The organism is Pseudomonas moorei (assembly GCF_042846945.1).
Lineage (GTDB): Bacteria > Pseudomonadota > Gammaproteobacteria > Pseudomonadales > Pseudomonadaceae > Aquipseudomonas > Aquipseudomonas moorei.
The window spans coordinates 5947776-5969243 of sequence record NZ_AP035776.1 but is presented as its reverse complement, the minus strand read 5'-3'; the positions used below and the strand labels follow the sequence as shown (position 1 = coordinate 5969243).

At 59.3% G+C, this 21468-nt stretch carries 25 protein-coding genes, 1 tRNA gene and 1 pseudogene; 20 read left to right on the top strand and 7 right to left on the bottom strand.

Going from position 1 to position 21468, the window contains the following annotated elements:
- Nucleotides 1–63 precede the first annotated feature (63 nt).
- The 8 genes from ACGJAX_RS27765 to ACGJAX_RS27730 all read left to right on the top strand — a co-directional run bounded on the left by ACGJAX_RS27765 (nucleotide 64) and on the right by ACGJAX_RS27730 (nucleotide 6475).
- The gene (locus tag ACGJAX_RS27765) at nucleotides 64–594 is read left to right on the top strand and encodes a hypothetical protein (RefSeq protein WP_247256138.1); all 531 of its coding nucleotides are present in this window, start codon (nucleotides 64–66) and stop codon (nucleotides 592–594) included.
- A gap of 83 nt (nucleotides 595–677) precedes the next feature.
- A complete protein-coding gene (locus ACGJAX_RS27760) occupies nucleotides 678–869 on the top strand; it encodes a PLDc N-terminal domain-containing protein (protein ID WP_047531608.1) in 192 nt (63 codons plus the stop codon).
- 264 nt (nucleotides 870–1133) lie between these two features.
- Nucleotides 1134–2009: a polyamine aminopropyltransferase gene (speE, locus tag ACGJAX_RS27755; protein WP_248914728.1), complete on the top strand. Its 876-nt coding sequence runs from the start codon at nucleotides 1134–1136 to the stop codon at nucleotides 2007–2009.
- A 130-nt stretch (nucleotides 2010–2139) separates the two neighbouring features.
- Nucleotides 2140–2373 (top strand): hypothetical protein, encoded by a 234-nt coding sequence (locus ACGJAX_RS27750; protein WP_090327478.1) that lies wholly within the window; start codon nucleotides 2140–2142, stop codon nucleotides 2371–2373.
- Nucleotides 2374–2584: 211 nt separating this feature from the next.
- Complete coding sequence (locus ACGJAX_RS27745; protein WP_060541568.1) at nucleotides 2585–2926, top strand: ribonuclease E inhibitor RraB; 342 nt, start codon at nucleotides 2585–2587, stop codon at nucleotides 2924–2926.
- A 364-nt stretch (nucleotides 2927–3290) separates the two neighbouring features.
- Nucleotides 3291–4700, top strand: coding sequence for a circularly permuted type 2 ATP-grasp protein (locus ACGJAX_RS27740; protein ID WP_090324017.1), 1410 nt, complete (start codon nucleotides 3291–3293; stop codon nucleotides 4698–4700).
- A gap of 12 nt (nucleotides 4701–4712) precedes the next feature.
- Nucleotides 4713–5663 (top strand): alpha-E domain-containing protein, encoded by a 951-nt coding sequence (locus tag ACGJAX_RS27735; RefSeq protein WP_047531601.1) that lies wholly within the window; start codon nucleotides 4713–4715, stop codon nucleotides 5661–5663.
- Complete coding sequence (locus ACGJAX_RS27730) at nucleotides 5660–6475, top strand: transglutaminase family protein (RefSeq protein WP_247256136.1); 816 nt, start codon at nucleotides 5660–5662, stop codon at nucleotides 6473–6475. Before ACGJAX_RS27735 ends, ACGJAX_RS27730 begins: the two co-directional genes overlap by 4 nt.
- 60 nt (nucleotides 6476–6535) lie before the next feature.
- Here the strand turns inward: ACGJAX_RS27730 and ACGJAX_RS27725 are convergent, their stop codons facing one another.
- Together ACGJAX_RS27725 and ACGJAX_RS27720 are read right to left on the bottom strand one after the other, a co-directional pair.
- Nucleotides 6536–7357 carry a cytochrome c gene (locus tag ACGJAX_RS27725; RefSeq protein ID WP_090324012.1) on the bottom strand — a complete coding sequence of 274 codons (822 nt, stop codon included), beginning with the start codon at nucleotides 7355–7357 and terminating at the stop codon, nucleotides 6536–6538.
- Between the two features lie 112 nt (nucleotides 7358–7469).
- Nucleotides 7470–7688 carry a hypothetical protein gene (locus tag ACGJAX_RS27720; RefSeq protein ID WP_390960046.1) on the bottom strand — a complete coding sequence of 73 codons (219 nt, stop codon included), beginning with the start codon at nucleotides 7686–7688 and terminating at the stop codon, nucleotides 7470–7472.
- Nucleotides 7689–7959: 271 nt separating this feature from the next.
- Here ACGJAX_RS27720 and ACGJAX_RS27715 point away from each other — a divergent pair, with 271 nt between their 5' ends.
- The 3 genes from ACGJAX_RS27715 to ACGJAX_RS27705 all read left to right on the top strand — a co-directional run bounded on the left by ACGJAX_RS27715 (nucleotide 7960) and on the right by ACGJAX_RS27705 (nucleotide 12158).
- A complete protein-coding gene (locus tag ACGJAX_RS27715) occupies nucleotides 7960–9165 on the top strand; it encodes an acetyl-CoA C-acetyltransferase (RefSeq protein WP_390956872.1) in 1206 nt (401 codons plus the stop codon).
- 24 nt (nucleotides 9166–9189) lie between these two features.
- Nucleotides 9190–11334 carry a 3-hydroxyacyl-CoA dehydrogenase NAD-binding domain-containing protein gene (locus ACGJAX_RS27710; protein WP_390956871.1) on the top strand — a complete coding sequence of 715 codons (2145 nt, stop codon included), beginning with the start codon at nucleotides 9190–9192 and terminating at the stop codon, nucleotides 11332–11334.
- A gap of 95 nt (nucleotides 11335–11429) precedes the next feature.
- Nucleotides 11430–12158 (top strand): amidotransferase, encoded by a 729-nt coding sequence (locus ACGJAX_RS27705; RefSeq protein WP_390956870.1) that lies wholly within the window; start codon nucleotides 11430–11432, stop codon nucleotides 12156–12158.
- Between the two features lie 54 nt (nucleotides 12159–12212).
- Here the strand turns inward: ACGJAX_RS27705 and ACGJAX_RS27700 are convergent, their stop codons facing one another.
- The 3 genes from ACGJAX_RS27700 to ACGJAX_RS27690 form a co-directional block, all read right to left on the bottom strand.
- Nucleotides 12213–13184: a CorA family divalent cation transporter gene (locus tag ACGJAX_RS27700; RefSeq protein WP_390956869.1), complete on the bottom strand. Its 972-nt coding sequence runs from the start codon at nucleotides 13182–13184 to the stop codon at nucleotides 12213–12215.
- A 160-nt stretch (nucleotides 13185–13344) separates the two neighbouring features.
- Complete coding sequence (locus ACGJAX_RS27695) at nucleotides 13345–14067, bottom strand: 1-acylglycerol-3-phosphate O-acyltransferase (protein WP_390956868.1); 723 nt, start codon at nucleotides 14065–14067, stop codon at nucleotides 13345–13347.
- Between the two features lie 214 nt (nucleotides 14068–14281).
- Nucleotides 14282–14971 (bottom strand): crotonase/enoyl-CoA hydratase family protein, encoded by a 690-nt coding sequence (locus ACGJAX_RS27690; RefSeq protein ID WP_247256130.1) that lies wholly within the window; start codon nucleotides 14969–14971, stop codon nucleotides 14282–14284.
- 308 nt (nucleotides 14972–15279) lie between these two features.
- Between ACGJAX_RS27690 and ACGJAX_RS27685 the strand changes: the two genes are divergently transcribed.
- From ACGJAX_RS27685 to ACGJAX_RS27650, 8 genes and pseudogenes are all read left to right on the top strand, one after another.
- Nucleotides 15280–15369: transfer RNA gene (locus ACGJAX_RS27685), tRNA-Ser, on the top strand.
- 165 nt (nucleotides 15370–15534) lie between these two features.
- Nucleotides 15535–15678: pseudogene (locus ACGJAX_RS27680) on the top strand (6-aminohexanoate hydrolase); the annotation flags it as partial.
- Complete coding sequence (locus tag ACGJAX_RS27675) at nucleotides 15675–15995, top strand: heavy metal-binding domain-containing protein (protein ID WP_390956867.1); 321 nt, start codon at nucleotides 15675–15677, stop codon at nucleotides 15993–15995. The pseudogene ACGJAX_RS27680 and the gene ACGJAX_RS27675, both read left to right, overlap by 4 nt.
- Nucleotides 15996–16136: 141 nt before the next feature.
- On the top strand, nucleotides 16137–16325 hold the full coding sequence (locus tag ACGJAX_RS27670; protein WP_390960012.1) for a hypothetical protein: 189 nt from the start codon (nucleotides 16137–16139) through the stop codon (nucleotides 16323–16325).
- A 313-nt stretch (nucleotides 16326–16638) separates the two neighbouring features.
- Nucleotides 16639–17007 (top strand): bacteriocin, encoded by a 369-nt coding sequence (locus ACGJAX_RS27665; protein ID WP_090323999.1) that lies wholly within the window; start codon nucleotides 16639–16641, stop codon nucleotides 17005–17007.
- 206 nt (nucleotides 17008–17213) lie between these two features.
- Entirely contained in the window at nucleotides 17214–17582 is a 369-nt protein-coding gene (locus ACGJAX_RS27660; protein ID WP_390960009.1) for a glycine zipper domain-containing protein, read from the top strand.
- Between the two features lie 130 nt (nucleotides 17583–17712).
- Nucleotides 17713–17892, top strand: a complete 180-nt coding sequence (locus ACGJAX_RS27655; protein WP_390956866.1) for a hypothetical protein — start codon at nucleotides 17713–17715, stop codon at nucleotides 17890–17892.
- 148 nt (nucleotides 17893–18040) lie between these two features.
- A complete protein-coding gene (locus tag ACGJAX_RS27650; RefSeq protein WP_247256122.1) occupies nucleotides 18041–18736 on the top strand; it encodes an HAD-IA family hydrolase in 696 nt (231 codons plus the stop codon).
- Nucleotides 18737–18786: 50 nt separating this feature from the next.
- Here the strand turns inward: ACGJAX_RS27650 and ACGJAX_RS27645 are convergent, their stop codons facing one another.
- Nucleotides 18787–19533, bottom strand: a complete 747-nt coding sequence (locus ACGJAX_RS27645) for an SDR family oxidoreductase (RefSeq protein ID WP_390956865.1) — start codon at nucleotides 19531–19533, stop codon at nucleotides 18787–18789.
- A gap of 126 nt (nucleotides 19534–19659) precedes the next feature.
- Between ACGJAX_RS27645 and ACGJAX_RS27640 the strand changes: the two genes are divergently transcribed.
- Nucleotides 19660–20583: a LysR substrate-binding domain-containing protein gene (locus ACGJAX_RS27640; protein ID WP_390956864.1), complete on the top strand. Its 924-nt coding sequence runs from the start codon at nucleotides 19660–19662 to the stop codon at nucleotides 20581–20583.
- 116 nt (nucleotides 20584–20699) lie between these two features.
- On the opposite strand, the gene ACGJAX_RS27635 is transcribed toward ACGJAX_RS27640, so the two are convergent.
- A complete protein-coding gene (locus ACGJAX_RS27635) occupies nucleotides 20700–21428 on the bottom strand; it encodes an aspartate/glutamate racemase family protein (protein WP_390956863.1) in 729 nt (242 codons plus the stop codon).
- Nucleotides 21429–21468: the final 40 nt, after the last annotated feature.

Sequence of the window (21468 nt, the reverse complement as noted above, 5' to 3'; positions counted from 1 at the left end):
ATATCATCTTGAATGCGTTATCCTTCGCGCCCTCAAAATTCCCTCGCTACAGGATCTGCCCCCATGAAAGCCGCACTCGTCGAACTCATCAGCAAAATCAGCTCCGGGTGCATGGGCGATGACGAAATCCTCAAGGTCGCTGACGAGGCGGCCCAGGCATACGCGGACCCAGAGGCTTTTCTGGCGGCCAACCCTGACATCAATTACGACGACACCTTCCCGATCCCGCTGGGCGAATGGGTAGTGGTCGGCAGCCTGCCGGAGACCGTGCTGTTCCAGGCCGACACCTACATGGACCTGTTTGCGCAGATCGTTGCTTCGTTCGGGCCGGGTGTCGAATTCAATCTCAAGCCCAAACAACTGGCCAAAACCGAAGCCCTGACCGCGCTCAATCGCATCCAGGTGCAAATGAGCAGCCTGAACAAGGAAAACGGTGGCTATGTGCTGATGAACTTCAGCCAGTTGCTCGACGACGAACTGCAAGTGGTGCTGGTCTATGGCAACGACGTGCCTCGGGTGCTTGAGTTGTGCGCCGAAGTGGGAATCGCCGCTGCACCGTCCCTGGAAGCCTTGAAAGTCGCCATCCACGTCTGAAACGCCAAAGCTGTCAATAAAAACGGAACCCTGGCCTTGGGCAGCTATCCTAAGAGGGCCAATCACTCTTCAGGAGCGTCACCATGGGTTCCACGTTCAACAGCCTGGTAGGCCTGATCATCCTTGCCCTGGACATCTGGGCCATCATCAACGTACTGAAAAGTGGCGCCGAAACCGGGATGAAAGTCCTCTGGGTGCTGTTGATCCTGTTGCTGCCGGTTTTGGGGCTGATCATCTGGGCGATCGCCGGGCCACGGGGAAACGTCAGAATCTGAAGTCATTCTCCCAAGCGACATAAAACCTGTGGGAGCGAGCTTGCTCGCGATGACGGCGGCACATTCAGAATTAATGTGGCGGACAAATCGCTATCGCGAGCAGGCTCGCTCCTACAAGGCATTCTGGCGAGCCATCGAGTGAGGTTCGACCTGTCATCTTCCGCGACGTAAAATGCGCGCCTTTCCCGGGCAATCGAGCCGATCGATTGGCCATCATGGGCGGGTAACCGTCCGTTGCCATCCGCAATCATCGGAGCGCTTCCCATGAGCACCACCCCGACCAACGACTACCTGGAAACCCTCTACGAAGGCTATGGCCAGCGCTTTCGCATGGAAAAACTGCTGCACGAAGTTCGCACCGAACACCAGCACCTGGTGATTTTCGAGAACCCGCGCATGGGCCGGGTCATGGCGCTGGACGGCGTGATCCAGACCACCGAAGCCGATGAATTCATCTACCACGAAATGCTCACCCACGTGCCGATCCTCGCCCATGGCACCGCCAAGCGCGTGTTGATCATCGGCGGTGGCGACGGCGGCATGTTGCGTGAAGTGGCCAGGCACCGCAGCGTCGAGCACATCACCATGGTCGAGATCGACGGTACCGTGGTCGACATGTGCAAGGAATTCCTGCCGAATCACTCCAAGGGCGCGTTCGACGATCCACGCCTGAACCTGGTCATCGACGACGGCATGCGTTTCGTCGCCACCACCACTGAAAAGTTCGACGTGATCATTTCCGACTCCACCGACCCGATCGGGCCAGGCGAAGTGCTGTTCTCGGAAAACTTCTATCAGGCGTGCCACCGTTGCCTGAACGAAGGCGGCATCCTGGTCACGCAGAACGGCACGCCGTTCATGCAGATCGAAGAGGTCAAGACCACCGCCGGTCGCCTGCGCAGCCTGTTCCCGGACTGGCACTTCTATCAGGCCGCCGTGCCGACTTACATCGGCGGGGCGATGACCTTCGCCTGGGGCGCGACCAATACCGCTTATCGCAAATTGTCCCGCGAAACCCTGCAACAGCGTTTTGCCGGCAGTGGCATCATCACCCGCTACTACAATCCGGAAATCCACATCGGCGCCTTTGCCTTGCCGCAATACGTATTGCAGGCGGTGAACAAGCCCAGCAACGACTGATGATGCACCCATGCAGGAGCGAGCAAGCTCGCTCCTGCAGATCGATCGTGTGGATTGGCGGAACGATTAGCCAGCTATCAAGGTCGAGATGGATAGAGGCCCATCCATGGGTTTTATCGAGGAGGCACTGATGCAAAAGTGGAAAATCACTTTCGTGGATGATCACGGTGAAACTGTCGACGAAGTCTTTGAGTGCGACGAGTGCCCGGATAACGAACACGCGGCCAAACTCATCAAGGCCCGGTTGCTCCCCGTCGCCGCCGAACTGGATCTGAACGATCTGGAAGGGCGAACCGCCGATGCGACTGTCAAAAGTCTCAGGGCCCAGAACAGCATTCAAATCCTCGGCATCACGCCAATCTGAATATCTCTTGTTACATTCTCAACCAGGCCTTGGCAGCGGCTCTATCTTGGGGCTAATCTGCAAGCGAGATCAGCGAATGGATCGCTAAGGTCTGGTCTTGTCAGCTCCATGCTTGTTTCCCGTCGGCACACCGGATGCCGTCGTACGCACCGTTCGGTTGCGCACGCTGGGAGTACGGAAAGTCTATCCATCAGTTTGAGGAGGACGTTTCATGAGCACAGCCTATCAAGAAGATATCAGCAGCAGCGTTCTGCGCCGCATGAAAGAAGGCGGTTTCGACTTTTCACGGTTCCATCCCATCGAGTTCTACGCCATTTTCCCGGACGAGGAGCGGGCACGCAGGGCGGCAGGTCATTACCGTGGTGAATCCCTGAATGCGCAAATCAGTGTGCGCGATGACGGCGCATGGGCACTTGAACTGAGCAAGGTCATGTACGCCACTTACGATGACATCGGCGATTTCGAACAGGGTTTCGAAGCTGTGGTCGAGCCATTGGGCGGCATCATTGAGGGCTGGGGTGTCAAACAGGAGGTACGAGGGCGACTCGCATAAGCTTATGAACAGCAGCAAGCATCACTAACGGCTGACCCTCGGGTTGGCCGTTTTCGTTTGAGCGGATCGGAAGTTGAATACAAGGCGCTGCGGTGCGGCGATCCGACTTGCCAGCGAAGGCGTCCCCGAGCGCACCACATGACTAAAAACCACTTCGCCGGCAAGCCGCCACCTACCGACTATGCTGGTGACAGGCGTCAATAACGCCTTGCAATGAAGCGGAGGCGATCGGGTTGGAGCATTTGTCGCACAGGATTGGTGCGGTGCGTGTGGGGTGATTATCCAACTGATTGATATCAAAGCGTTTCTGCCGATGGCACGGGCCTTGCGAAGGCCTGTATGTCCGGGTGACAAGGAGTACGGCATGATCCGCACCTATTTTGATGAGATGTACGATGCCGGCGGCCAGGTCCGCCCGCATTATCGGGAGTTTGCCCGTTGGCTGGCCGAAACGCCTGACGAGCTTTTGGCACAACGGCGACGCGAGGCCGATCTGTTGTTTCATCGCGCCGGGATTACTTTCACGCTCTACGGTGATGAGCAAGGGACAGAGCGACTGATTCCCTTCGACACCATTCCCCGCAGCATTCCCGCCAGTGAATGGCGCATTGTCGAACGCGGCTGCATCCAGCGGGTCAAGGCGTTGAACATGTTTCTCGCCGACCTCTATCACGAGCAACGCATCATCAAGGCCGGCATCATTCCGGCCGAGCAGGTGCTGGCCAACGAGCAATACCAGTTGGCAATGCAAGGGCTGGATCTGCACCGCGATATCTACTCGCATATCTCGGGCGTCGATCTGGTGCGCGACGGCGACGGCACCTATTACGTGCTTGAAGACAATCTGCGAACGCCGAGCGGCGTCAGCTACATGCTCGAAGACCGCAAGATGATGATGCGACTGTTCCCCGAACTGTTCGCGGCACAACGCATCGCCCCCATCGACCACTACCCGAACCTGCTGCTCGATACCCTGAAAAGCTCCAGCCCGATCGACAACCCGAGCGTTGTTGTGCTGACGCCGGGGCGTTTCAACAGCGCGTTTTTCGAACATGCGTTCCTGGCACGGGAAATGGGCGTGGAGCTGGTGGAGGGCGCGGATCTGTTCGTACGTGACGACAAGGTGTTCATGCGCACAACCGACGGGCCTAAAGCCGTCGATGTGATCTACCGTCGCCTCGACGACGCCTTCCTCGACCCGCTGGCGTTCAATCCGGATTCGATGCTCGGCGTGCCAGGGCTGCTGTCGTCTTACCGATCCGGCAATGTCGTGTTGGCCAATGCCATCGGCACCGGGGTGGCGGACGACAAGTCGGTGTACCCGTTCGTCACCGACATGATCCGTTTCTATCTGGATGAAGAACCGATCCTGAAGAACGTACCGACCTGGCAGTGCCGTAATCCCTCGGAGCTTTCCCACGTACTGGCCCATTTGCCGGAACTGGTGGTCAAGGAAACCCAGGGCTCCGGCGGCTACGGAATGCTGGTGGGGCCGGCGGCGACGGCAGCGGAAATCGAAGCCTTCCGCGCGCGGATCATTGCCAAGCCCCATGCCTATATCGCGCAACCGACGCTGTCGTTGTCGACCTGTCCGACCTTTGTCGAAAGCGGCATCGCGCCACGTCACATCGACTTGCGTCCGTTTGTATTGTCTGGTCGCGAAACCCGGGTCGTGCCCGGTGGTTTGACCCGTGTCGCCCTGCGCGAAGGCTCCCTGGTGGTGAACTCCTCCCAGGGCGGCGGAACCAAGGACACCTGGGTGGTCGAGGATTGAAGGAAGCCTGTCATGTTAAGTAGAACTGCCTCGGATCTGTATTGGATGTCGCGTTACCTGGAGCGGGCGGAAAACCTCGCACGGATGCTCGACATCAGTTATTCGCTGTCGCTGATGCCACAGGATGGACGCGGTGACGGCCTGCACGAACTGGCCATGCCACTGCTGATCACCGGCACCCTGGATGATTACCTCGAACGCCACGGCGAATTGCACGCCGAACGACTGCTGCATTTTTTCGCCCTGGATGCGGCCAATCCGGCCAGCATCTACAGCTGCCTCGGTGCCGCGCGGGCCAGTGCTCACGCGGTACGTGGCCGAATCACCGCCGACATGTGGGAAAACATCAACGCGACCTGGCTGGAAATTCGCGGTATTGCCGAGCAAGGCTTGAGTCGCTACGGCATGAGCCGTTTCTGCGAGTGGATCAAGGAACGGTCCCACCTGTTCCGGGGCGCCTCCTACGGCACGATCATGCGTAACGATGCGTTCCGCTTCATTCGCCTGGGGACCTTCATCGAGCGCGCCGACAACACGCTGCGCCTGCTCGATGCCCGCTACGAGATGGCGGGTGATCAGGCCGAAGCGGTCAGCGATGGCACGGCCCACGCGTACTACCAGTGGAGTGCCTTACTGCGGGCCTTGTCGTCATTCGAGGCCTACACCGAAATTTATCGCGACGCCCCCGGCGCACGGCATGTGGCCGAGTTGCTGTTGCTGCGCGCGGATGTGCCGCGCTCCCTGCGAGCGTGCACCGAAGAAATCGACCAGATCCTTGCCCAGTTGCCAGGGGCCAACGGCCGTCCCGCGCAGCGCCTGGCGGCGGAAATGGACGCGCGACTGCGCTACACCGGCATCAACGAAATTCTCGACGAAGGCCTGCACGCCTGGCTCACCGAGTTCATCCCACTGGTGCGCCAGCTGGGTAACGCGATTCACAGTTCTTATCTGGAGGCTGCATGAGACTTTCGATTAGCCACGAGACCACCTATCACTACGAAGATCAGGTGCGGGCGAGCATCCAGTACCTGCGACTGACCCCCCATGACAGCGAGCGTCAGCACGTGCTCAGTTGGCAGCTTGACCTGCCGCGGCCGGTGCGCGCGCAACTCGATCCGTTCGGCAACATCCTGCACGTGCTGACGATGGACGAACCGCACGAAGCGATCATCATCGGCGCCCGTGGTCAGGTCGACATCGACGAGTTGCGCGAAGCCGAGCACGAAAGCCAGTCAGCGCTGCCGTTCCTGCGCTTCACGCGCCTGACCGAAGCCGACGCAGCCCTGCGCGCGTTTGCCGAAAAGGAGTGCAAGCAACGTCGGGATCGCACAGCGCTGATCGACTTGATGCATGGCCTGAACCAGCACATGACCTACACGCCCGGCGCCACCGAAGTGGACACCAGCGCGGCCCAGGCCTTCGCCGGTCGTTCGGGCGTGTGCCAGGACCACACCCACGCGTTCCTCGCCTGTGCCCGCAGCCTGGGGATTCCGGCGCGGTATGTCTCGGGCTACCTGTACAGCGAAAACAGCGAACACCTAGCCAGCCATGCCTGGGCCGAAGCCTGGCTCGATGACGCCTGGTACAGCTTTGACGTGACCAATGAACTGGCGCGGCCTGAGCGCCACTTGAAACTGGCGGTGGGCCTGGATTATCTGGATGCGTGCCCGGTGCGCGGGATGCGCCGCGGCGGCGGCTGTGAACAGATGCATGCCAAGGTGTTTGTTTCACCGACGCCGGTGCTGGCGCCGGTTATCTCAGTGCAACAACAATAAATAGCAACAGCGCACATCTCTGTAGGAGCTGGCTTGCCAGCTCCTACAAGGGGAATGTGATCAGGGCTTCACCTTGCGCCCAACCATATGCTTCAAATACCCCACCAGCATGCCCAGATCCTCGTCCGGCAACACCTCGGCCGAGAATCCGGGCATCTTCGCTTGCGGCCACTGGCGCAAACTCTGCGGATCACGGATATAGCGCTTGAGGAAGTCCGCGCCGAAGTACTCGGTCGGATTGTAGGGAATATTCAGGTCCGGTCCGAATTGCGCGTCACCGGCACCATTGAGGCGATGACAGGCCAGGCAGTTTTTCTGAAACAGTGCAAAGCCCTTGTTGACCGGATCGTCCGCCTTCAACGCAGGATCGGGCAGCAGGGCAGGGAAGCGTTCGGCCACCGGAGCCATGCGCTTGATGCTCGCGACTTCGAACGGCCACTGCTCCGGGCTGATATTGCCCGCTTGCGGGTTGGTCCAGACCAGGTAGAACGGCCCGGCGCTGGGCTTGCCTTCGGACAGCGGCGGCCAGGGTTTGGCCGGATCCTCGATCGCCAGCCAGGCGCGCGCGCCTTGGGTATTGAGCAGCGGGGCAGCGGCCATCTCGGCGGCAAAACCGTCCAGGGCCACGGCTTGCAGATGGTCATCCGGCTGAATGCCGGTCAGCAGTACAGACAGGGGCACGGCGCGATAGCTCATGTCCCGTTTATAGGAAACGTCGTTGGTGATCGTGATGGTCTGGGCTTGAGGATGCTTGAGCAGCTCCTCGGTCTGCCAGGTGCGATTGCTCGCGCCCAGCTCAAGGTTCAGCTGTGCGGCATACAGGGGCGTGCTGATGAGCAAGGCCCCGAACAGAATGAGCGTTTTCAAGGGATCGCCGTCCATGTCGTGGAAGTGCCACAAAGGTTGGCACAGCCACGCCGGCCCGGGTAGCGAGCCAGTCACATTTTTTAACGTGGCGATCTAAAACTCTGGTGCCGTATTGTTTGATAACCGACTAGCCGATCACCTTGGTCAGGTTCGGCAAAATCAAAAGCAATGTGGTGGCGAAAAGAATGAGCCCGGCTTGACGAACTTTCGATTGTTTGAACATGGCTTGACCGCCTTTTTTGTTATTTCCTGATGCCTGCCTACATATCTCCATGACGGCAAGCGTTGCACTTCCTGTAGGACGAGCGCCTCGGCAAAACCCGACGACAACTTCGTATAACTTCACCTTAGAGCCCGCGTCTCGCTTGATTTAGATCCATTTCGTATGGAAATCCAACTAGATGCTATTAAAAAGGCATGAGGCCTATTGCCAGCTTCTTGGGCGGCCTTTTGCTAGACGCTTGCGTGTCCGCAAGCAGCCAATTGTGTCGCGGACTACCGTCCGTCTGAGCGTGTCCGTCAACGCCAGTGAGCGCTGCGGTCATTGAATCCCTTGCGTCCGGGGACAAGAGTGGGGGCTCTGTGTTTACTCACCTGCACTGCGGTTCGAGGACGTCATGACCCAAGCTTTGATTTTCGACGCGATACGCACGCCCCGTGGCAAAGGCAAGGCAGATGGCGCCTTGCACAGTGTCAAACCGGTGAACCTGGTGGCCGGGTTGTTCACGGCGCTGCAACAGCGAACTGATCTCGATACCAGTCAGGTCGATGACGTGGTGCTTGGCTGTGTGACACCGATCGGCGATCAAGGCGCCGATATCGCCAAAACCGCCGCTCAGGTGGCGGATTGGGACGTCAGCGTGGCGGGGGTGCAGATCAATCGTTTCTGCGCGTCGGGGCTGGAGGCGGTGAACCTCGGGGCCATGAAGGTTCGTTCCGGTTTTGAAGACCTGGTGGTGGTCGGTGGCGTCGAGTCCATGTCCCGAGTCCCGATGGGCAGCGATGGAGGGGCCTGGGCACTGGACCCGCAGACCAATCTGCACAGCCACTTCACGCCCCAGGGCGTGGGTGCCGATCTGATCGCGACCCTTGAAGGCTTCAGCCGCGTGGACGTCGATGCCTATGCGCTGCATTCCCAGCAAAAAGCCGCGCGGGCGCGGGCCAATGGCTCGTTCAACAAATCGCTGGTGCCGGTTCAGGACCAGAACGGCATCATCCTGCTCGATCACGATGAGTTCATCCGTGCCGACTCGACCCTGGAGGGCCTTGGCAAACTCAAGCCCAGTTTCGAGATGATCGGGCAGATGGGCTTCGATGCCACCGCGCTGCGGGTCTACAGCCATGTGGAGCGGATCAATCACGTGCATACACCCGGCAACAGTTCCGGGATCGTCGATGGCGCGGCGTTGATGTTGATCGGCTCGGAGGCCAAGGGCCGGGCGTTGGGCTTGCAGCCCAGGGCGCGGATTGTCGCCACGGCAGTGACCAGTACCGACCCGACCATCATGCTCACCGGCCCTGCGCCCGCCACCCGCAAGGCACTGGCCAAGGCCGGGCTGCGGGTGGAAGACATTGATCTGTTCGAGGTCAACGAGGCGTTCGCCTCGGTGGTGTTGAAGTTCATCAAGGACATGGCCGTCGACCCGAACAAGGTCAACGTCAATGGCGGCTCCATCGCCATGGGTCATCCGTTGGGCGCCACCGGCTGCGCGATTCTCGGCACCTTGCTCGATGAACTGGAAAGCCGGCACCTGCGCTATGGCCTCGCGACCCTGTGTGTCGGCGGCGGCATGGGCATTGCCACCATCATCGAACGCCTCTGAGCCCCGAATTCAAGGACAAGTGACATGACCCAAGCCATACGTTATGAAAAAGGCCAGGACCGGATCGTTGTGCTGACCATCGACATGCCGGGCCAGAGCGCCAACACCATGAACGCGGTTTACCGTGAAGCCATGGCAGACTGCGTCGCCCGTCTGGTCGCCGACAAGGACGCCATCGCCGGCGTCATCATCACCTCAGCCAAGAAAACCTTCTTCGCCGGCGGCGATCTCAATGAGCTGATCAAAGTCGGCAAGCCTGAGGCCAAAGCCTTTTACGAAATGGTGCTGACCCTCAAGGGACAACTGCGCACCCTGGAAACCTTCGGAAAACCGGTGGTCGCCGCGATCAACGGCGCGGCATTGGGCGGTGGCTGGGAGATCTGCCTGGCCTGCCATCATCGCGTGGCGCTGGATCATCCGTCGGTCCAACTCGGCTTGCCGGAAGTGACCCTGGGTCTGCTGCCGGGCGGCGGCGGGGTGGTGCGCATGGTGCGCATGCTCGGCCTGGAAAAAGCCCTGCCGTATCTGCTCGAAGGCAAAAAAATACGGCCACAGCAGGCAATGCAGGTGGGGTTGATCGACGAGTTGGCAGCCGATCACGAAGAACTGATGGCCAAGGCGCGAGCCTGGATTGTCGCTAACCCGGTAGCGCTGCAACGTTGGGACGTGAAGGGTTATCAGATTCCCGGTGGCACGCCATCGAACCCGAAAGTTGCGCAGATGCTGGCCATTGCGCCGTCGATCCTGCGCAGCAAGACCCAGGGCTGCCTGCCGGCGCCGGAGAAAATCCTTTGCGCCGCCGTGGAAGGCGCCCAGGTGGATTTTGACACCGCGCATCTGATCGAAACGCGCTACTTCACCGAGCTGACCACCGGCCAGGTCTCGAAGAACCTGATCGGCACCTTCTGGTTCCAGCTCAATGAAATCAATGCCGGTGGCTCGCGTCCCCAGGGCTTTGTCCCGTACGTCACGCAGAAGGTCGGGGTGCTCGGTGCCGGGATGATGGGCGCGGGCATTGCCTTTGTCAGCGCCTCTGCCGGCATCAACGTGGTGCTCAAGGACATCAACCTCGCGGCAGCAGAGAAGGGCAAGGCGCATTCGGCGGTGCTGCTGGACAAGAAAGTCGCACGCGGGCAAATGAGCGCCGAGCAGCGAGAAGGCATTCTGGCGCGCATTCAGACCACTGAAGACGATGCAGATCTGGCCGGTTGCGATCTGATCATTGAAGCGGTGTTTGAAGACCGCGAACTGAAGGCCAAAGTCTCCCTGGCTGCGCAAAAGGTCGTCGGCCCGGACGCGGTGATCGCTTCCAACACGTCGACCCTGCCCATCAGCGGCCTGGCCACGGCGGTGCCGGACCAGAGCAAGTTCATCGGCCTGCATTTCTTCAGTCCCGTGGACAAAATGGCCCTGGTGGAAATCATCAAGGGGGCCAACACCAGCGATGAAACCCTGGCTCGCGGGTTTGACTTCGTCCTGCAAATCAAGAAAACCCCGATTGTGGTCAACGACAGTCGTGGTTTCTTCACGTCGCGGGTGTTCGGCACGTTCACCAATGAAGGCATCGCCATGCTCGGTGAAGGCATCAGCGCGCCGATGATCGAGACCGAAGCGCGCAAGGCCGGCATGCCCATCGGTCCGTTGGCGATCTCTGACGAGGTTTCCCTCAGTCTGATGAGCCATATCCGCCAGCAAACCGCCAAAGACTTGCAAGCCGAAGGCAAACCGCTGGTCGAGCATCCGGCCTTCGCTGTGATTGACCTGCTGCTCAATGAGTACAAGCGCCCGGGCAAGGCCGCAGGAGGTGGTTTCTACGACTATCCCGCAGGCGGCCAGAAGCATCTCTGGCCAGGGTTGAAAACCCGCTTTGAGAAGATTGACGGACAGATTTCACCCAAGGACGTGCGCGATCGACTGCTGTTCGTGCAGGCCATCGAAACCGTGCGCTGCCTGGAGGAGGGCGTGTTGACGTCGACGGCGGATGCCAATGTCGGCTCGATCTTCGGCATCGGCTTCGCGGCGTGGACCGGCGGGGCACTGCAGTTCATCAATCAATACGGGGTCCAAGACTTTGTCGCCCGTGCCCAGTACCTGGCCGGACAATATGGTGAACGCTTCGCGCCGCCGGCACTGCTGCTGGAGAAAGCCGCCAAGGGGGAGGCGTTTTAAGGGGGGATTGATGCATGCCGGGGCTTGCCTTGTCACTGTGTTTCAAGGCAGGCTCTGGGGTGTGCATTATTCCCATCACGTGTCAGGTATTTTTTATGTCGTTACGCATCTGCATTCTGGAAACCGACATCCTGCGTCCGGAATTGGTTGACCAGTACCAGGGCTACGGGCAGATGTTCAAGCGCCTGTTTTCTCAGCAACCCATCGCCGCCGAGTTCACCGTCTACAACGTGATGCAGGGTGAGTACCCAAGCGATGAGCTGACCTTCGACGCTTACCTGGTCACCGGCAGCAAGGCCGATTCCTTCGGCACCGACCCCTGGATCCAGACCCTCAAGACCTACCTGCTGACCCGCTACGAACGTGGCGACAAGCTGCTGGGCGTGTGCTTCGGTCATCAGTTGCTGGCCCTGTTGCTGGGCGGCAAGAGTGAGCGCGCCATCCAGGGCTGGGGCGTCGGCACCCATCAATACAAACTCGCGGCCAAGGCGCCGTGGATGAGTCCGCTGAAGGAAGAGCTGACGTTGTTGATCAGCCACCAGGATCAGGTAACGGCGCTTCCGGAAAACGCCACGGTGATTGCCTCCAGCGATTTCTGCCCGTTTGCCGCGTACCACATCAACGATCAAGTGCTGTGCTTCCAGGGCCATCCCGAGTTCATCCACGACTATTCGCGGGCACTGCTGGAAATTCGCCAGCAAGCGCTGGGAGAAGAGATTTTCTCTAAAGGTATCCAGAGCCTGGAGCATGAACACCACGGCGCCACGGTGGCCGAGTGGATGATGCGATTTGTGGCACACAAGCCGGAAAATCAGGCGGTGTAAGACGGCGGCATCACACCTGTGGCGAGGGAGCAAGCTCCCTCGCCACAGCGTTTGTCAAAGCCAGCCCGACTTCTTGAAACTCGCCCACAAACCCACACACCCCACCGTAATAAACCCCAGCACCGCGAAATACCCGTAGTGCCAGCTCAGCTCCGGCATGTTCTGGAAGTTCATCCCGTAAATCCCCGCCACCGCCGTCGGGAACGCCAGAATTGCCGCCCATGCCGCGAACTTGCGCTGCACTACGCTCTGGCGTGAAGCCTCCAGCAATACCCCGACCTCGATGGTCTGGCTGGCAATATCGGCCAGGGTCGTCAGGTCTTCCAGCTGTCGGGTGACATGGATTTGCACATCGCGGAAGTACGGGCGCATGTTCTTGTCGATGAACGGGAAGTTCAGCTTTTGCAGTTCCTCACCTATCTCCACCATCGGTGCCGCGTACCGGCGCAGCCGCAATACGTCCCGGCGCAGGCTGTGCAGGTTCTGGATGTCGCGCTCATTCAGCGAGCCGCACAGGACGTTGCGTTCCAACTCATCGATACGGGCATGAATGGCTTCGCCCATCGGTTGGTAGTTTTCAATGACGAAATCGAGGATGGCATAGAGTACGAAATCTTCCCCGTGCTCCAGCAACAGCGGACGCGCCTCACACCGTTGCCGGACATGGGCGTAGGACGCCGAATGTCCGTTGCGGGCCGTGATGAGGTAGCCCTTGCCGGCAAAGATATGAGTCTCGATAAACTTGAGTTTGCCGTCCTCCATGATGGGGGAATAGGTGACGATGAACAGTGCATCGCCGAAGGTTTCCAGTTTCGGCCGGCTGTGTTTCTCCAGGGCATCTTCAATCGCCAGTTCGTGCAGGTTGAACTGGCGTTGCAGGTTATACAGTTCTTTTTCGTTCGGCTCTTCGAGGCCGATCCAGACGAAGTGACCCGGCTTTGCAGCCCAGGCCGCGCCTTCGTCGAGGGTGATATTGGTGACTTTCTTCCCGGCGCTGTAAACCGCAGCAGCAACAACTCTACCCATGATGTTTTTTCACTTCTTATTGGCAGCAATCTATTGGCAAATGGCCGTGGCAGGCAGTGATCAGCTTAATCCTGTCTACTGCTTGAGAGTCAGTGAAATCTGCTGAGTTCGCAGGCAAAAGTTCGCAGGCAAAAGAAAACCCGCACAAGGCGGGTTTCTGTCAGGCGGCTTGCAGTTGCCGGTCCATCGAGTCGATGCATTCGCGCATCTGCTCGCGGCACCGGGCCATCAGCATCGGCATGTCATCCAGGCTCAAGCCCGCCGTGGGAATGGCCGGTAGCGAGCGAATCAGAATTTTCCCACTGCGCCAGCGGTTCAATCGCATGTGCTTGACGTAACTGCTGACACACACCGGCACGATTGGCACCCCGGCAGCGATCGCCATTTGGAAGGCGCCTTTCTTGAACGGCAACAGCTCTTCGCCCAGGTTGCGTGTGCCTTCCGGGAAGACCCAAATCGAGGTGTCTTCGTTTTGCAGGGTGTGGGTGGTGGTCAGCATCGATTGGCGCGCCTTCTGCGCATTGCCGCGATCGATCAGAACATTGCCGGCCAGCCAGAACAACTGGCCGAACAGGGGAACCCATTTCAGGCTCTTTTTGCCGATGCATACGGTGCGCCGGGGCACCACGTTGCCAAACACGAACAGATCATAGTTGGACTGGTGGTTGGCGATGATCACGCAGCTGTCGGGTTTGTTCATCAAGGGGCCGACATCGGCTTTAACCCTCAGGCGCAAAATGCACATTGCGGGCCATGCATAGAGGCGCGCGCATAAACGGCTGTTGTCCGGATTGAACGGGCGGCACAGGCCGAGCACCACACCCAACATGCCTGCCAGGATAAAGTGCAGGCCCATCAATGACATACGTAAAGCAAACAGCATTTGCAGGCCCCACCGGGACAAAAGGTGGCGCAGTGTACGGATGTGCACTGTTTTCGGCAATTGCCGTTATATAGGTGGGAGATAGACGATGTTTGAGCGCATGTTTCCGACTGATGGGTCAGACGCATGCCAGAGCGGTTGCAGGCTTTTTCAACGGAGCAGGTGCGAAAAAGCCCGACACGACGGCCGGGCTTTTCGTTATTGCCGGCTTGGATTAGCCCAGATGTTCCTGATCCAGGATGATTGCGTTATCCAGGGCTTCCAAAAACGCTTTGCGCACTTTCAGTTTGGTGTTCTTGTGCGCCGTCATGTTGATCTTCTTCAACTGACGAGCCGCGGCCAATGCTGCGCCTTGCAGTTCTTCGGCCGACACCACGACGTCGAGGAAGCCGGCATCCACGGCGCTCTTCGGGTTGAACATCTCACCGTTGATGACCGAACGCGGGAACGCCGATTTGCTCAAGCGATCACGGGCGATCTCGATGCCGGCGTGGTGCATGGTCATGCCGATCTGCACTTCGTTCAGGCCGATGCTGAACGGGCCGTCCGTACCGATACGGTAGTCGGCCGACAACAGCAGGAAGGCACCCTTGGCCACCGCGTGACCAGTGCACGCCACAATCACCGGGAATGGGTGCGACAACAGGCGACGGGCCAGCGTCGAGCCGGCAGTCACCAGCGAGACCGCTTCCTTGGGGCCGGACGTCATCACTTTCAGGTCGTAACCGCCCGAGAGAATCCCGGGCGTACCGGTAATGATCACCACCGCACGATCAGTCACCGCCTGATCCAGCGCAGCGTTAAACGCAGCAATCACGTCCGGAGAGATGGCATTCACCTTGCCATTGCTCAAGGTCAGGGTCGCGATACCGTCTTCGAGATGGTAGGAAATCAACTCACTCATGACGCTAGTCCTTTTAATAAAGTTGGGCAGACGTTACCCAGCGTCACAGGCCAGGTAAAGCGCCGTGACTGACCCGCCAGTCACGCTTTGCGTGCCCGGCAAGCAGGCTGCGCCACGCCCGCCATGCATTGCCCTCTATATAGAAGGGCGGCCGGAGCCGGAGAATGGCCGGTTTGCCATTGCCTTCATCGGTTCGAAACCCCCGATCGAGTTAAGCGCATGAAAATTCTCAAAAAAATGTTTGCCAACAGAAAAGCTTTCGACTACATTAGCGCGCCTCGACAGACAGAACATGTTTGAAGAGATACGGTGAAGTGTCCGAGTGGCTTAAGGAGCACGCCTGGAAAGTGTGTATACAGGAAACTGTATCGAGAGTTCGAATCTCTCCTTCACCGCCAAATTCGATGTAAACAAAACCCCTGGTTTCGAAAGAAGCCGGGGGTTTTGTGTTTTTGGCGGGTCAATTTCTGATGGGGCATGGCTTCAAGCAAAGGTGCTTTCGGTTTGATGGAGGACAAGGGGCTGACGTGTGATATGTCAGTTTGGAAAATCGATGCAACTAACGTATCTCTATCGACCCGAAGGCCGAGATGGTGATCGTTCGCTACGCATCGCATCCGGTTGCCAGCAACTCCGCCAACGATCCTGTGACGTTGCCGGCATTCGACGCGCTGGCTCAATACCTGAGCAGGAAGGAAAACCAATGATCACCACCACGACCCACGCCATCGAAGGCCGACACATTACCGCCTACCTGGATATCGTCAGCGCCGAGTCGGTACAGGGCGTCAACGTTGTGCGTGATGTCTTCGCCGGGATGCGCGACTTTTTCGGTGGGCGCTCTCAGACCCTGGAACGTGCGCTGCAGGAAGCGCGAATCCAGGCCACTGACGAAATCAAGGAGCGGGCCCGCGCGCTTCAAGCGGATGCGCTGGTGGGGCTCAATTATGAGATCAGCATGCCGGCCGGGAAGGGGGGAATGGTCGTGGTGTTTGTCACCGGTACGGCGGTGAAGCTGAGATGACGCGTGAGCCATTCGTCGGGCATTTGGCAAACTGAATAACAAGTCCATTAATGACCGGCTAGTCTCAAACGCTTGGTGATGGGTATTTTTCAGGCAAAGGGCTTGCCGGTATCCATCACGCATTTGAGAGGGGGTGAAGAGATGGCTGATCCGTATATCGAAGACGACGGGGCAGAGTTTCCGATCAACAATTGCGTGCAGTGTGGACAAACGGTCTATGTGGCGAGTTTCGGTGAAGATCAGACCGAGGTCGACAGGATCAAATCCAAGGCACGCCGAGTGCTGAAAGCCAAATTTTTACCCAGGATAGCGGCACCGGTCAGGAAGTGATTAAACCGCCAGCAGACCCCGTCATTGAACGGGGTTTTTTATGTCTGGCGGATTATTTAACCGTTTGTTTCTGCAAATTATCTTTCACAAAGTTTTCACAGCGCCTTACGTAGGCTCAACTCATCCGTTAGAAAGCAACACCCTGCCCGTTCCCCAGCGGGCTTTTTTTTGTCCGGCATAAAACCTTTTCGATAAATGCTGTCCAACCGTCGCCAATAACGAGGTTGAGCACACGCATGTCTGGACTTTTTCGTCTCTAAAGCATTCAATCTCGCCCCTTTCGATTTACACCCTTTTTGTTGAGGTTTTTGTCATGCGTTTCACTCTGCCTGCTTTGGTTCTGGGTCTTCTGGTTGCTCAAGGTGCAATGGCTGGCGACGGCACTGCTGCCGTTGGTGGCGGTTTGGGCGGCGCGCTGGGTAACGTCGTGGGCCAGAGCATGGGTGGTAGCACTGGCGCAGCGATCGGTGCTGGCGTAGCAGGCGCGGCGGGCAGTGCCGTTGCAGCCAAGAAAGGCCATCGCACCAGCGCCGCTATCGGCGGTGGCGTTGGCGCGGCCGGTGGTTCGGTGATCGGTAACAGCCTGGGCGGCAAGGCCGGTTCGACTATCGGTGCAGGTCTGGGTGGTGCATTGGGCGGCGGCGTTGGCAGCAACCTGGCCAATGGTCACAAGCGTCACTGATTCTGATCGGCGACTCAAAAAAGCCCGGCTCGATGCCGGGCTTTTTCGTTTATGAACGATTTTCTCTGCGTTGCCTCCAAGTGATAAGCCCATTGAATACGAGGCATGCCATGAACCCCATGACTACTAAGAGCAAGGAAGTGAATATGTCCGGTCGTTTGACGTTGCCTGCGCTGGTGCTAGGCCTGTTGCTCACACCGCTGGCGATGGCGGCCGGTGATGGTACGGCGGCGGTCGGTGGCGGTCTTGGTGGTGCGCTGGGTAATGTGGTCGGCGGACAAATGGGCGGCAGCACGGGTGCCGCGATTGGTGCCGGTGTGGGTGGTGCCGCCGGGAGTGCGGTCGGCGCACCCAAGGGTAGCCGCACGGAAGCCGCGATAGGCGGTGGGCTGGGCTCCGCAGGAGGCTCGGTGATCGGCAACAGTCTCGGTGGGTCTACCGGTTCGACCATCGGCGCAGGCCTGGGCGGGGCAGCGGGTGGTGCGGTCGGCAACAATCTGGGCAGCGACAACGGCGGCTCCCATTCCGGTGGCGGTCATAAACACAAGAATAAACACGGAAACAAACATCACTGACGGGGTGTCGCACTCCACCCAAAACCCGGCCGCGCGCCGGGTTTTTCGTTTCCGTCGGCAGGGCGCTGGAACGTTTGACTGAGCGTCGCCTCGAACGTGATACACCCCCCAGAACAATGCGAGGCATGCCATGACTCCGGAAACCGAAGGCAAGGAAGAAAAGGGCCCGAGTGGACTGCCGTTCATCAATGATCCCGGTAATGAAGATCCGGGTTCTCTGATAGATGACGCCACGGTGCCGCTCAACGATTCGGATGACGCGGGCGACGTGGGCAACACCGAGTTTGAGGATGAGGACGACCAGGATTGAGCGGCGTCGCGATTATCCGTGCATTGAAACATCAGGTGCCCGTTGCCCTGAGCCAGCTGCGCTCGTTATGCTGCTGAAACCTTTAATCAGTCATCGAGCCGGCCGCAATCGAGCCGCCTGGGATGTCGTTGAAAACGGATCAGATGCGATGAGTGCAGCGCTGGATGAGTTCGGCCCGATCAAGGCTGTGATATTCGATATGGACGGCTTGTTGCTGGACACCGAGGGCATCTACACCGAGGTCACGTCGATCATTGCCGAGCGCTATGGGCGCACGTTCGACTGGAGCATCAAGCAGAACATCATCGGTCGTGGCGCGGGTGATCTGGCTCGTTATGTGGTCGAGGCGCTGGACCTGCCCATGAGTGCCGAAGAGTTCCTGGTGATCCGCGAACCCCTGATGCGCGAGCGTTTTCCTACCGCTCAGGCCATGCCTGGCGCACAGGAACTGGTACGGCATCTGAAGGCCAATAACATCCCCATTGCGGTAGGTACCAGCTCTTCGAGCCAGTCATTCGGCCAGAAAACCACCTTGCACCGCGACTGGTTCGCGCTGTTCGACATCATCGTCACGGCCGATGACCCGGAAGTCGGCGCAGCCAAACCGGCGCCGGATATTTTCCTCACCGCAGCCCGGCGCCTGGGTGTCGCCCCGCAAGATTGCCTCGTGTTCGAAGATTCACCCTTTGGCGTCACGGCGGCGAAAGCGGCGGGGATGACGGCGATTGCGATTCCCGATGCGGCCATGGCTGATGAAAAATACGCACACGCCGATGGCATTCTTCGCACGCTGAAAGCGTTCAAGCCAAGTGCTTGTGGTTTGCCGGCCCTCGAATGGGCCTGACAACGGACAATGTGGGAGCAAGCTCCCACATTTGATTGACCTCTAACTCATCAAGCGCCGAAACCACCGTCGATGGTCAGGCTCGCACCGGTGATGTAGCCGGCCTCGGGGCCGACGAGGTAGGCGACGAAGCTGGCAATCTCTTCGGCTTTGCCGTAACGGCCGACGGCCATCAGTGGAATCAGACTGTCGGCGAAGTCACCGTCGGCCGGGTTCATGTCCGTGTCGACCGGCCCCGGTTGCACGTTGTTGATGGTGATGCCTTTCGGGCCAAGATCGCGGGCCAGGCCCTTGGTCAGGCCGACCAGTGCCGACTTGCTCATCGCGTACGGGCCGCCACCGGCGAAGGGCATGCGATCGGCGTTGGTGCTGCCGATGTTGATGATGCGACCGCCTGCGGTCATGTGCCGGGCGGCGGCCTGGGTGGCGATGAACACGCTGCGCACGTTGATGGCCAGTGTCTGGTCGAAGTCTTCGAGCTTGAAATCTTCCAGTGGCGCAACGGCCAGCACGCCTGCGTTGTTGACCAGGATATCCAGTTGGCCAAAGGCTTCTACCGTGGCGGTCACCGCGCCACGAATGGCGTCGGCGTCGGCGCTGTCAGCCTTGATGGCCAGGGCATTGCCGCCGTTCCCAATGATGCTGTTCTGCAGCTCTTCGGCCTTGGCCGTGGAGCTGACGTAGGTAAAGGCGACTGCCGCGCCTTCAGCCGCCAGGCGCTTGACGATGGCCGCGCCGATGCCGCGGGAACCGCCTTGAATCAAAGCCACTTTGCCGCTGAGGTTCTGAGTAGTCATATCGATCTCCAAAGTCCCGAGGCGAGATTGCCTTGGTTGATGGAGCCTAGTATTGATTCGGGATTACAGGCTGAGTAGACCGCCATTGCAATAGTCTGTGTAAACCAAAAGTTTATAGTGGCGACTATGGAAACCTTCAGCAGTATCGAATGCTTCGTACGCAGTGCCGAGGTCGGCAGTTTCGCCGAGGCTGCACGGCGCTTGAGCCTGACGCCGGCGGCAGTAGGTAAAAGCGTGGCCAAACTCGAAGCCCGGCTGGGCGTCCGGTTGTTCCAGCGCAGCACTCGCCGCCTGACGCTCACCGAGGCCGGTCAGCTGTTTCTCGATGAAGTCAGTGCCAGTCTGCACACCATCCAGAATGCCGTGGCCAATCTGGCCAGTGCCGAGGGGCGACCGGCGGGGACACTGAAAGTCAGCATGGGCACCGTGTTCGGGCGTCTGTATGTCGTACCCTTGCTTGGGGAGTTTCTCAGGCGCTTCCCGGCGATCAACCCCGACTGGCATTTCGATAATCGTCAGGTCGACTTGATCGGCCAGGGTTTCGATGCAGCAATTGGTGGCGGATTCGAGCTGCCCCAAGGCGTGGTGGCGCGCAAGCTGACCCCGGCCCACCGTGTGCTGGTGGCGTCTGCCGACTACCTGGCAGCACATGAAGCCATTGCCGGGCCCGACGATCTCAAACTTCACGACGGCATCCTGATTCGCTCGCCGCAGACCGGCCGGGTGCGTTCCTGGCAGTTGACCAGTCGTAGCCAGCAACACAGTCCATTGGTGCTCAAAGCGCGAATGACCATGAGCGATTCTGAGGCGGCCTGCGCAACGGCCACCCAGGGCTTGGGCATTGCGCTGGTGAGCATGCCGTTCGCCTCGGGTTATCTGGAAGCGGGGACCTTGCAGCGGGTGTTGCCGGACTGGTATGTCGACGACGGCAATATTTCCATCTATTACGCCGAGCATAAATTGCTGCCGGGCAAGACTCGGGCATTTGTGGATTTTATTATTGAGCAGTTTGCCGAGCAGGGGCTGACGCAGAGGTTTAGTGCTTTATGAGCTTGGCCTGGGACCGAGTTGTTTCCATCGCGAGCAGGCTCGCTCCCACACGGGATCTGCAGCCTTCACAAATCTCTTGTGAGGGCAAGCCTGCTCGCGATGAACGATGACGCGGTCTACTGCCCAAACCGCCCCGGCCAGCCAATAATCCTTTTCGGCCGTGGCGTCGCGTAAGTCCGCACTTTCGACGTCGACAACCCCAGACGCACCAGGGATTCGGCAATGGTCACCGCCGCCGTCACACCGTCCACCACCGGCACTCCGGTGCGTCGGCGAATCTGTTCATCCAGCCCGGCCATGCCTCCGCAGCCGAGGCAAATCACCTCGGCCTTGTCCTGGGTCACCGCCAGTTCGGCCTGATGCACGATAGCTTCCAGTGCGCGTTGCGGTTCGTGCTCCAGCTCCAGTACCGCCAGACCACTGGCCCGCACCGACGCGCAACGATCCCAGAGCCCGGAGAGTTTGAGACGATCCTCGATCAGCGGCACCGTGCGGTCGAGGGTCGTGACCACCGAATAGGCATGGCCGAGAAACATCGCGGTGCTCGCCGCCGCATCGGTGATGTCCACCACCGGCACGTTGAGCAGTTCCTGCAGGCCTTCGCGGCCGTGCTCGCCGTAGCCGGCTTGAATGACGGCGTCGAAGGGCTGGTCGTAGGACATCACCCGATCCATTACCGCAATGGCCGCCAGATAGCTTTCAAAGTTGCCTTCGACGGAATCGGCACCGAAGTGCGGGGTCAGGCCGACGATTTCCGTGCCCGGGGAGGCAACGGACTGGGCCGAGCGGGCGATGGCCTGGGTGATGGATTCGGTGGTGTTGACGTTGACCACGAGAATTCGCATGGGGGAGTCCTTATTGCGCGGTGATTCGCGGCCCGGGCAT

What these genes read in the sequence shown, in the direction of transcription:
- ACGJAX_RS27670 (WP_390960012.1), top strand. Translation starts at nt 16,137, where the DNA reads ATGGCTGATCCGTATATCGAAGACGACGGGGCAGAGTTTCCGATCAAC.
- ACGJAX_RS27740 (WP_090324017.1), top strand. Translation starts at nt 3,291, where the DNA reads ATGATCCGCACCTATTTTGATGAGATGTACGATGCCGGCGGCCAGGTC.
- ACGJAX_RS27655 (WP_390956866.1), top strand. Translation starts at nt 17,713, where the DNA reads ATGACTCCGGAAACCGAAGGCAAGGAAGAAAAGGGCCCGAGTGGACTG.
- ACGJAX_RS27705 (WP_390956870.1), top strand. Translation starts at nt 11,430, where the DNA reads ATGTCGTTACGCATCTGCATTCTGGAAACCGACATCCTGCGTCCGGAA.
- ACGJAX_RS27695 (WP_390956868.1), bottom strand. Translation starts at nt 14,067, where the DNA reads ATGCTGTTTGCTTTACGTATGTCATTGATGGGCCTGCACTTTATCCTG.
- ACGJAX_RS27760 (WP_047531608.1), top strand. Translation starts at nt 678, where the DNA reads ATGGGTTCCACGTTCAACAGCCTGGTAGGCCTGATCATCCTTGCCCTG.
- ACGJAX_RS27700 (WP_390956869.1), bottom strand. Translation starts at nt 13,184, where the DNA reads ATGGGTAGAGTTGTTGCTGCTGCGGTTTACAGCGCCGGGAAGAAAGTC.
- ACGJAX_RS27715 (WP_390956872.1), top strand. Translation starts at nt 7,960, where the DNA reads ATGACCCAAGCTTTGATTTTCGACGCGATACGCACGCCCCGTGGCAAA.
- ACGJAX_RS27750 (WP_090327478.1), top strand. Translation starts at nt 2,140, where the DNA reads ATGCAAAAGTGGAAAATCACTTTCGTGGATGATCACGGTGAAACTGTC.
- ACGJAX_RS27745 (WP_060541568.1), top strand. Translation starts at nt 2,585, where the DNA reads ATGAGCACAGCCTATCAAGAAGATATCAGCAGCAGCGTTCTGCGCCGC.
- ACGJAX_RS27650 (WP_247256122.1), top strand. Translation starts at nt 18,041, where the DNA reads ATGAGTGCAGCGCTGGATGAGTTCGGCCCGATCAAGGCTGTGATATTC.
- ACGJAX_RS27710 (WP_390956871.1), top strand. Translation starts at nt 9,190, where the DNA reads ATGACCCAAGCCATACGTTATGAAAAAGGCCAGGACCGGATCGTTGTG.
- ACGJAX_RS27730 (WP_247256136.1), top strand. Translation starts at nt 5,660, where the DNA reads ATGAGACTTTCGATTAGCCACGAGACCACCTATCACTACGAAGATCAG.
- ACGJAX_RS27765 (WP_247256138.1), top strand. Translation starts at nt 64, where the DNA reads ATGAAAGCCGCACTCGTCGAACTCATCAGCAAAATCAGCTCCGGGTGC.
- speE (WP_248914728.1), top strand. Translation starts at nt 1,134, where the DNA reads ATGAGCACCACCCCGACCAACGACTACCTGGAAACCCTCTACGAAGGC.
- ACGJAX_RS27690 (WP_247256130.1), bottom strand. Translation starts at nt 14,971, where the DNA reads ATGAGTGAGTTGATTTCCTACCATCTCGAAGACGGTATCGCGACCCTG.
- ACGJAX_RS27735 (WP_047531601.1), top strand. Translation starts at nt 4,713, where the DNA reads ATGTTAAGTAGAACTGCCTCGGATCTGTATTGGATGTCGCGTTACCTG.
- ACGJAX_RS27660 (WP_390960009.1), top strand. Translation starts at nt 17,214, where the DNA reads ATGGCGGCCGGTGATGGTACGGCGGCGGTCGGTGGCGGTCTTGGTGGT.
- ACGJAX_RS27635 (WP_390956863.1), bottom strand. Translation starts at nt 21,428, where the DNA reads ATGCGAATTCTCGTGGTCAACGTCAACACCACCGAATCCATCACCCAG.
- ACGJAX_RS27675 (WP_390956867.1), top strand. Translation starts at nt 15,675, where the DNA reads ATGATCACCACCACGACCCACGCCATCGAAGGCCGACACATTACCGCC.
- ACGJAX_RS27665 (WP_090323999.1), top strand. Translation starts at nt 16,639, where the DNA reads ATGCGTTTCACTCTGCCTGCTTTGGTTCTGGGTCTTCTGGTTGCTCAA.
- ACGJAX_RS27640 (WP_390956864.1), top strand. Translation starts at nt 19,660, where the DNA reads ATGGAAACCTTCAGCAGTATCGAATGCTTCGTACGCAGTGCCGAGGTC.
- ACGJAX_RS27645 (WP_390956865.1), bottom strand. Translation starts at nt 19,533, where the DNA reads ATGACTACTCAGAACCTCAGCGGCAAAGTGGCTTTGATTCAAGGCGGT.
- ACGJAX_RS27725 (WP_090324012.1), bottom strand. Translation starts at nt 7,357, where the DNA reads ATGGACGGCGATCCCTTGAAAACGCTCATTCTGTTCGGGGCCTTGCTC.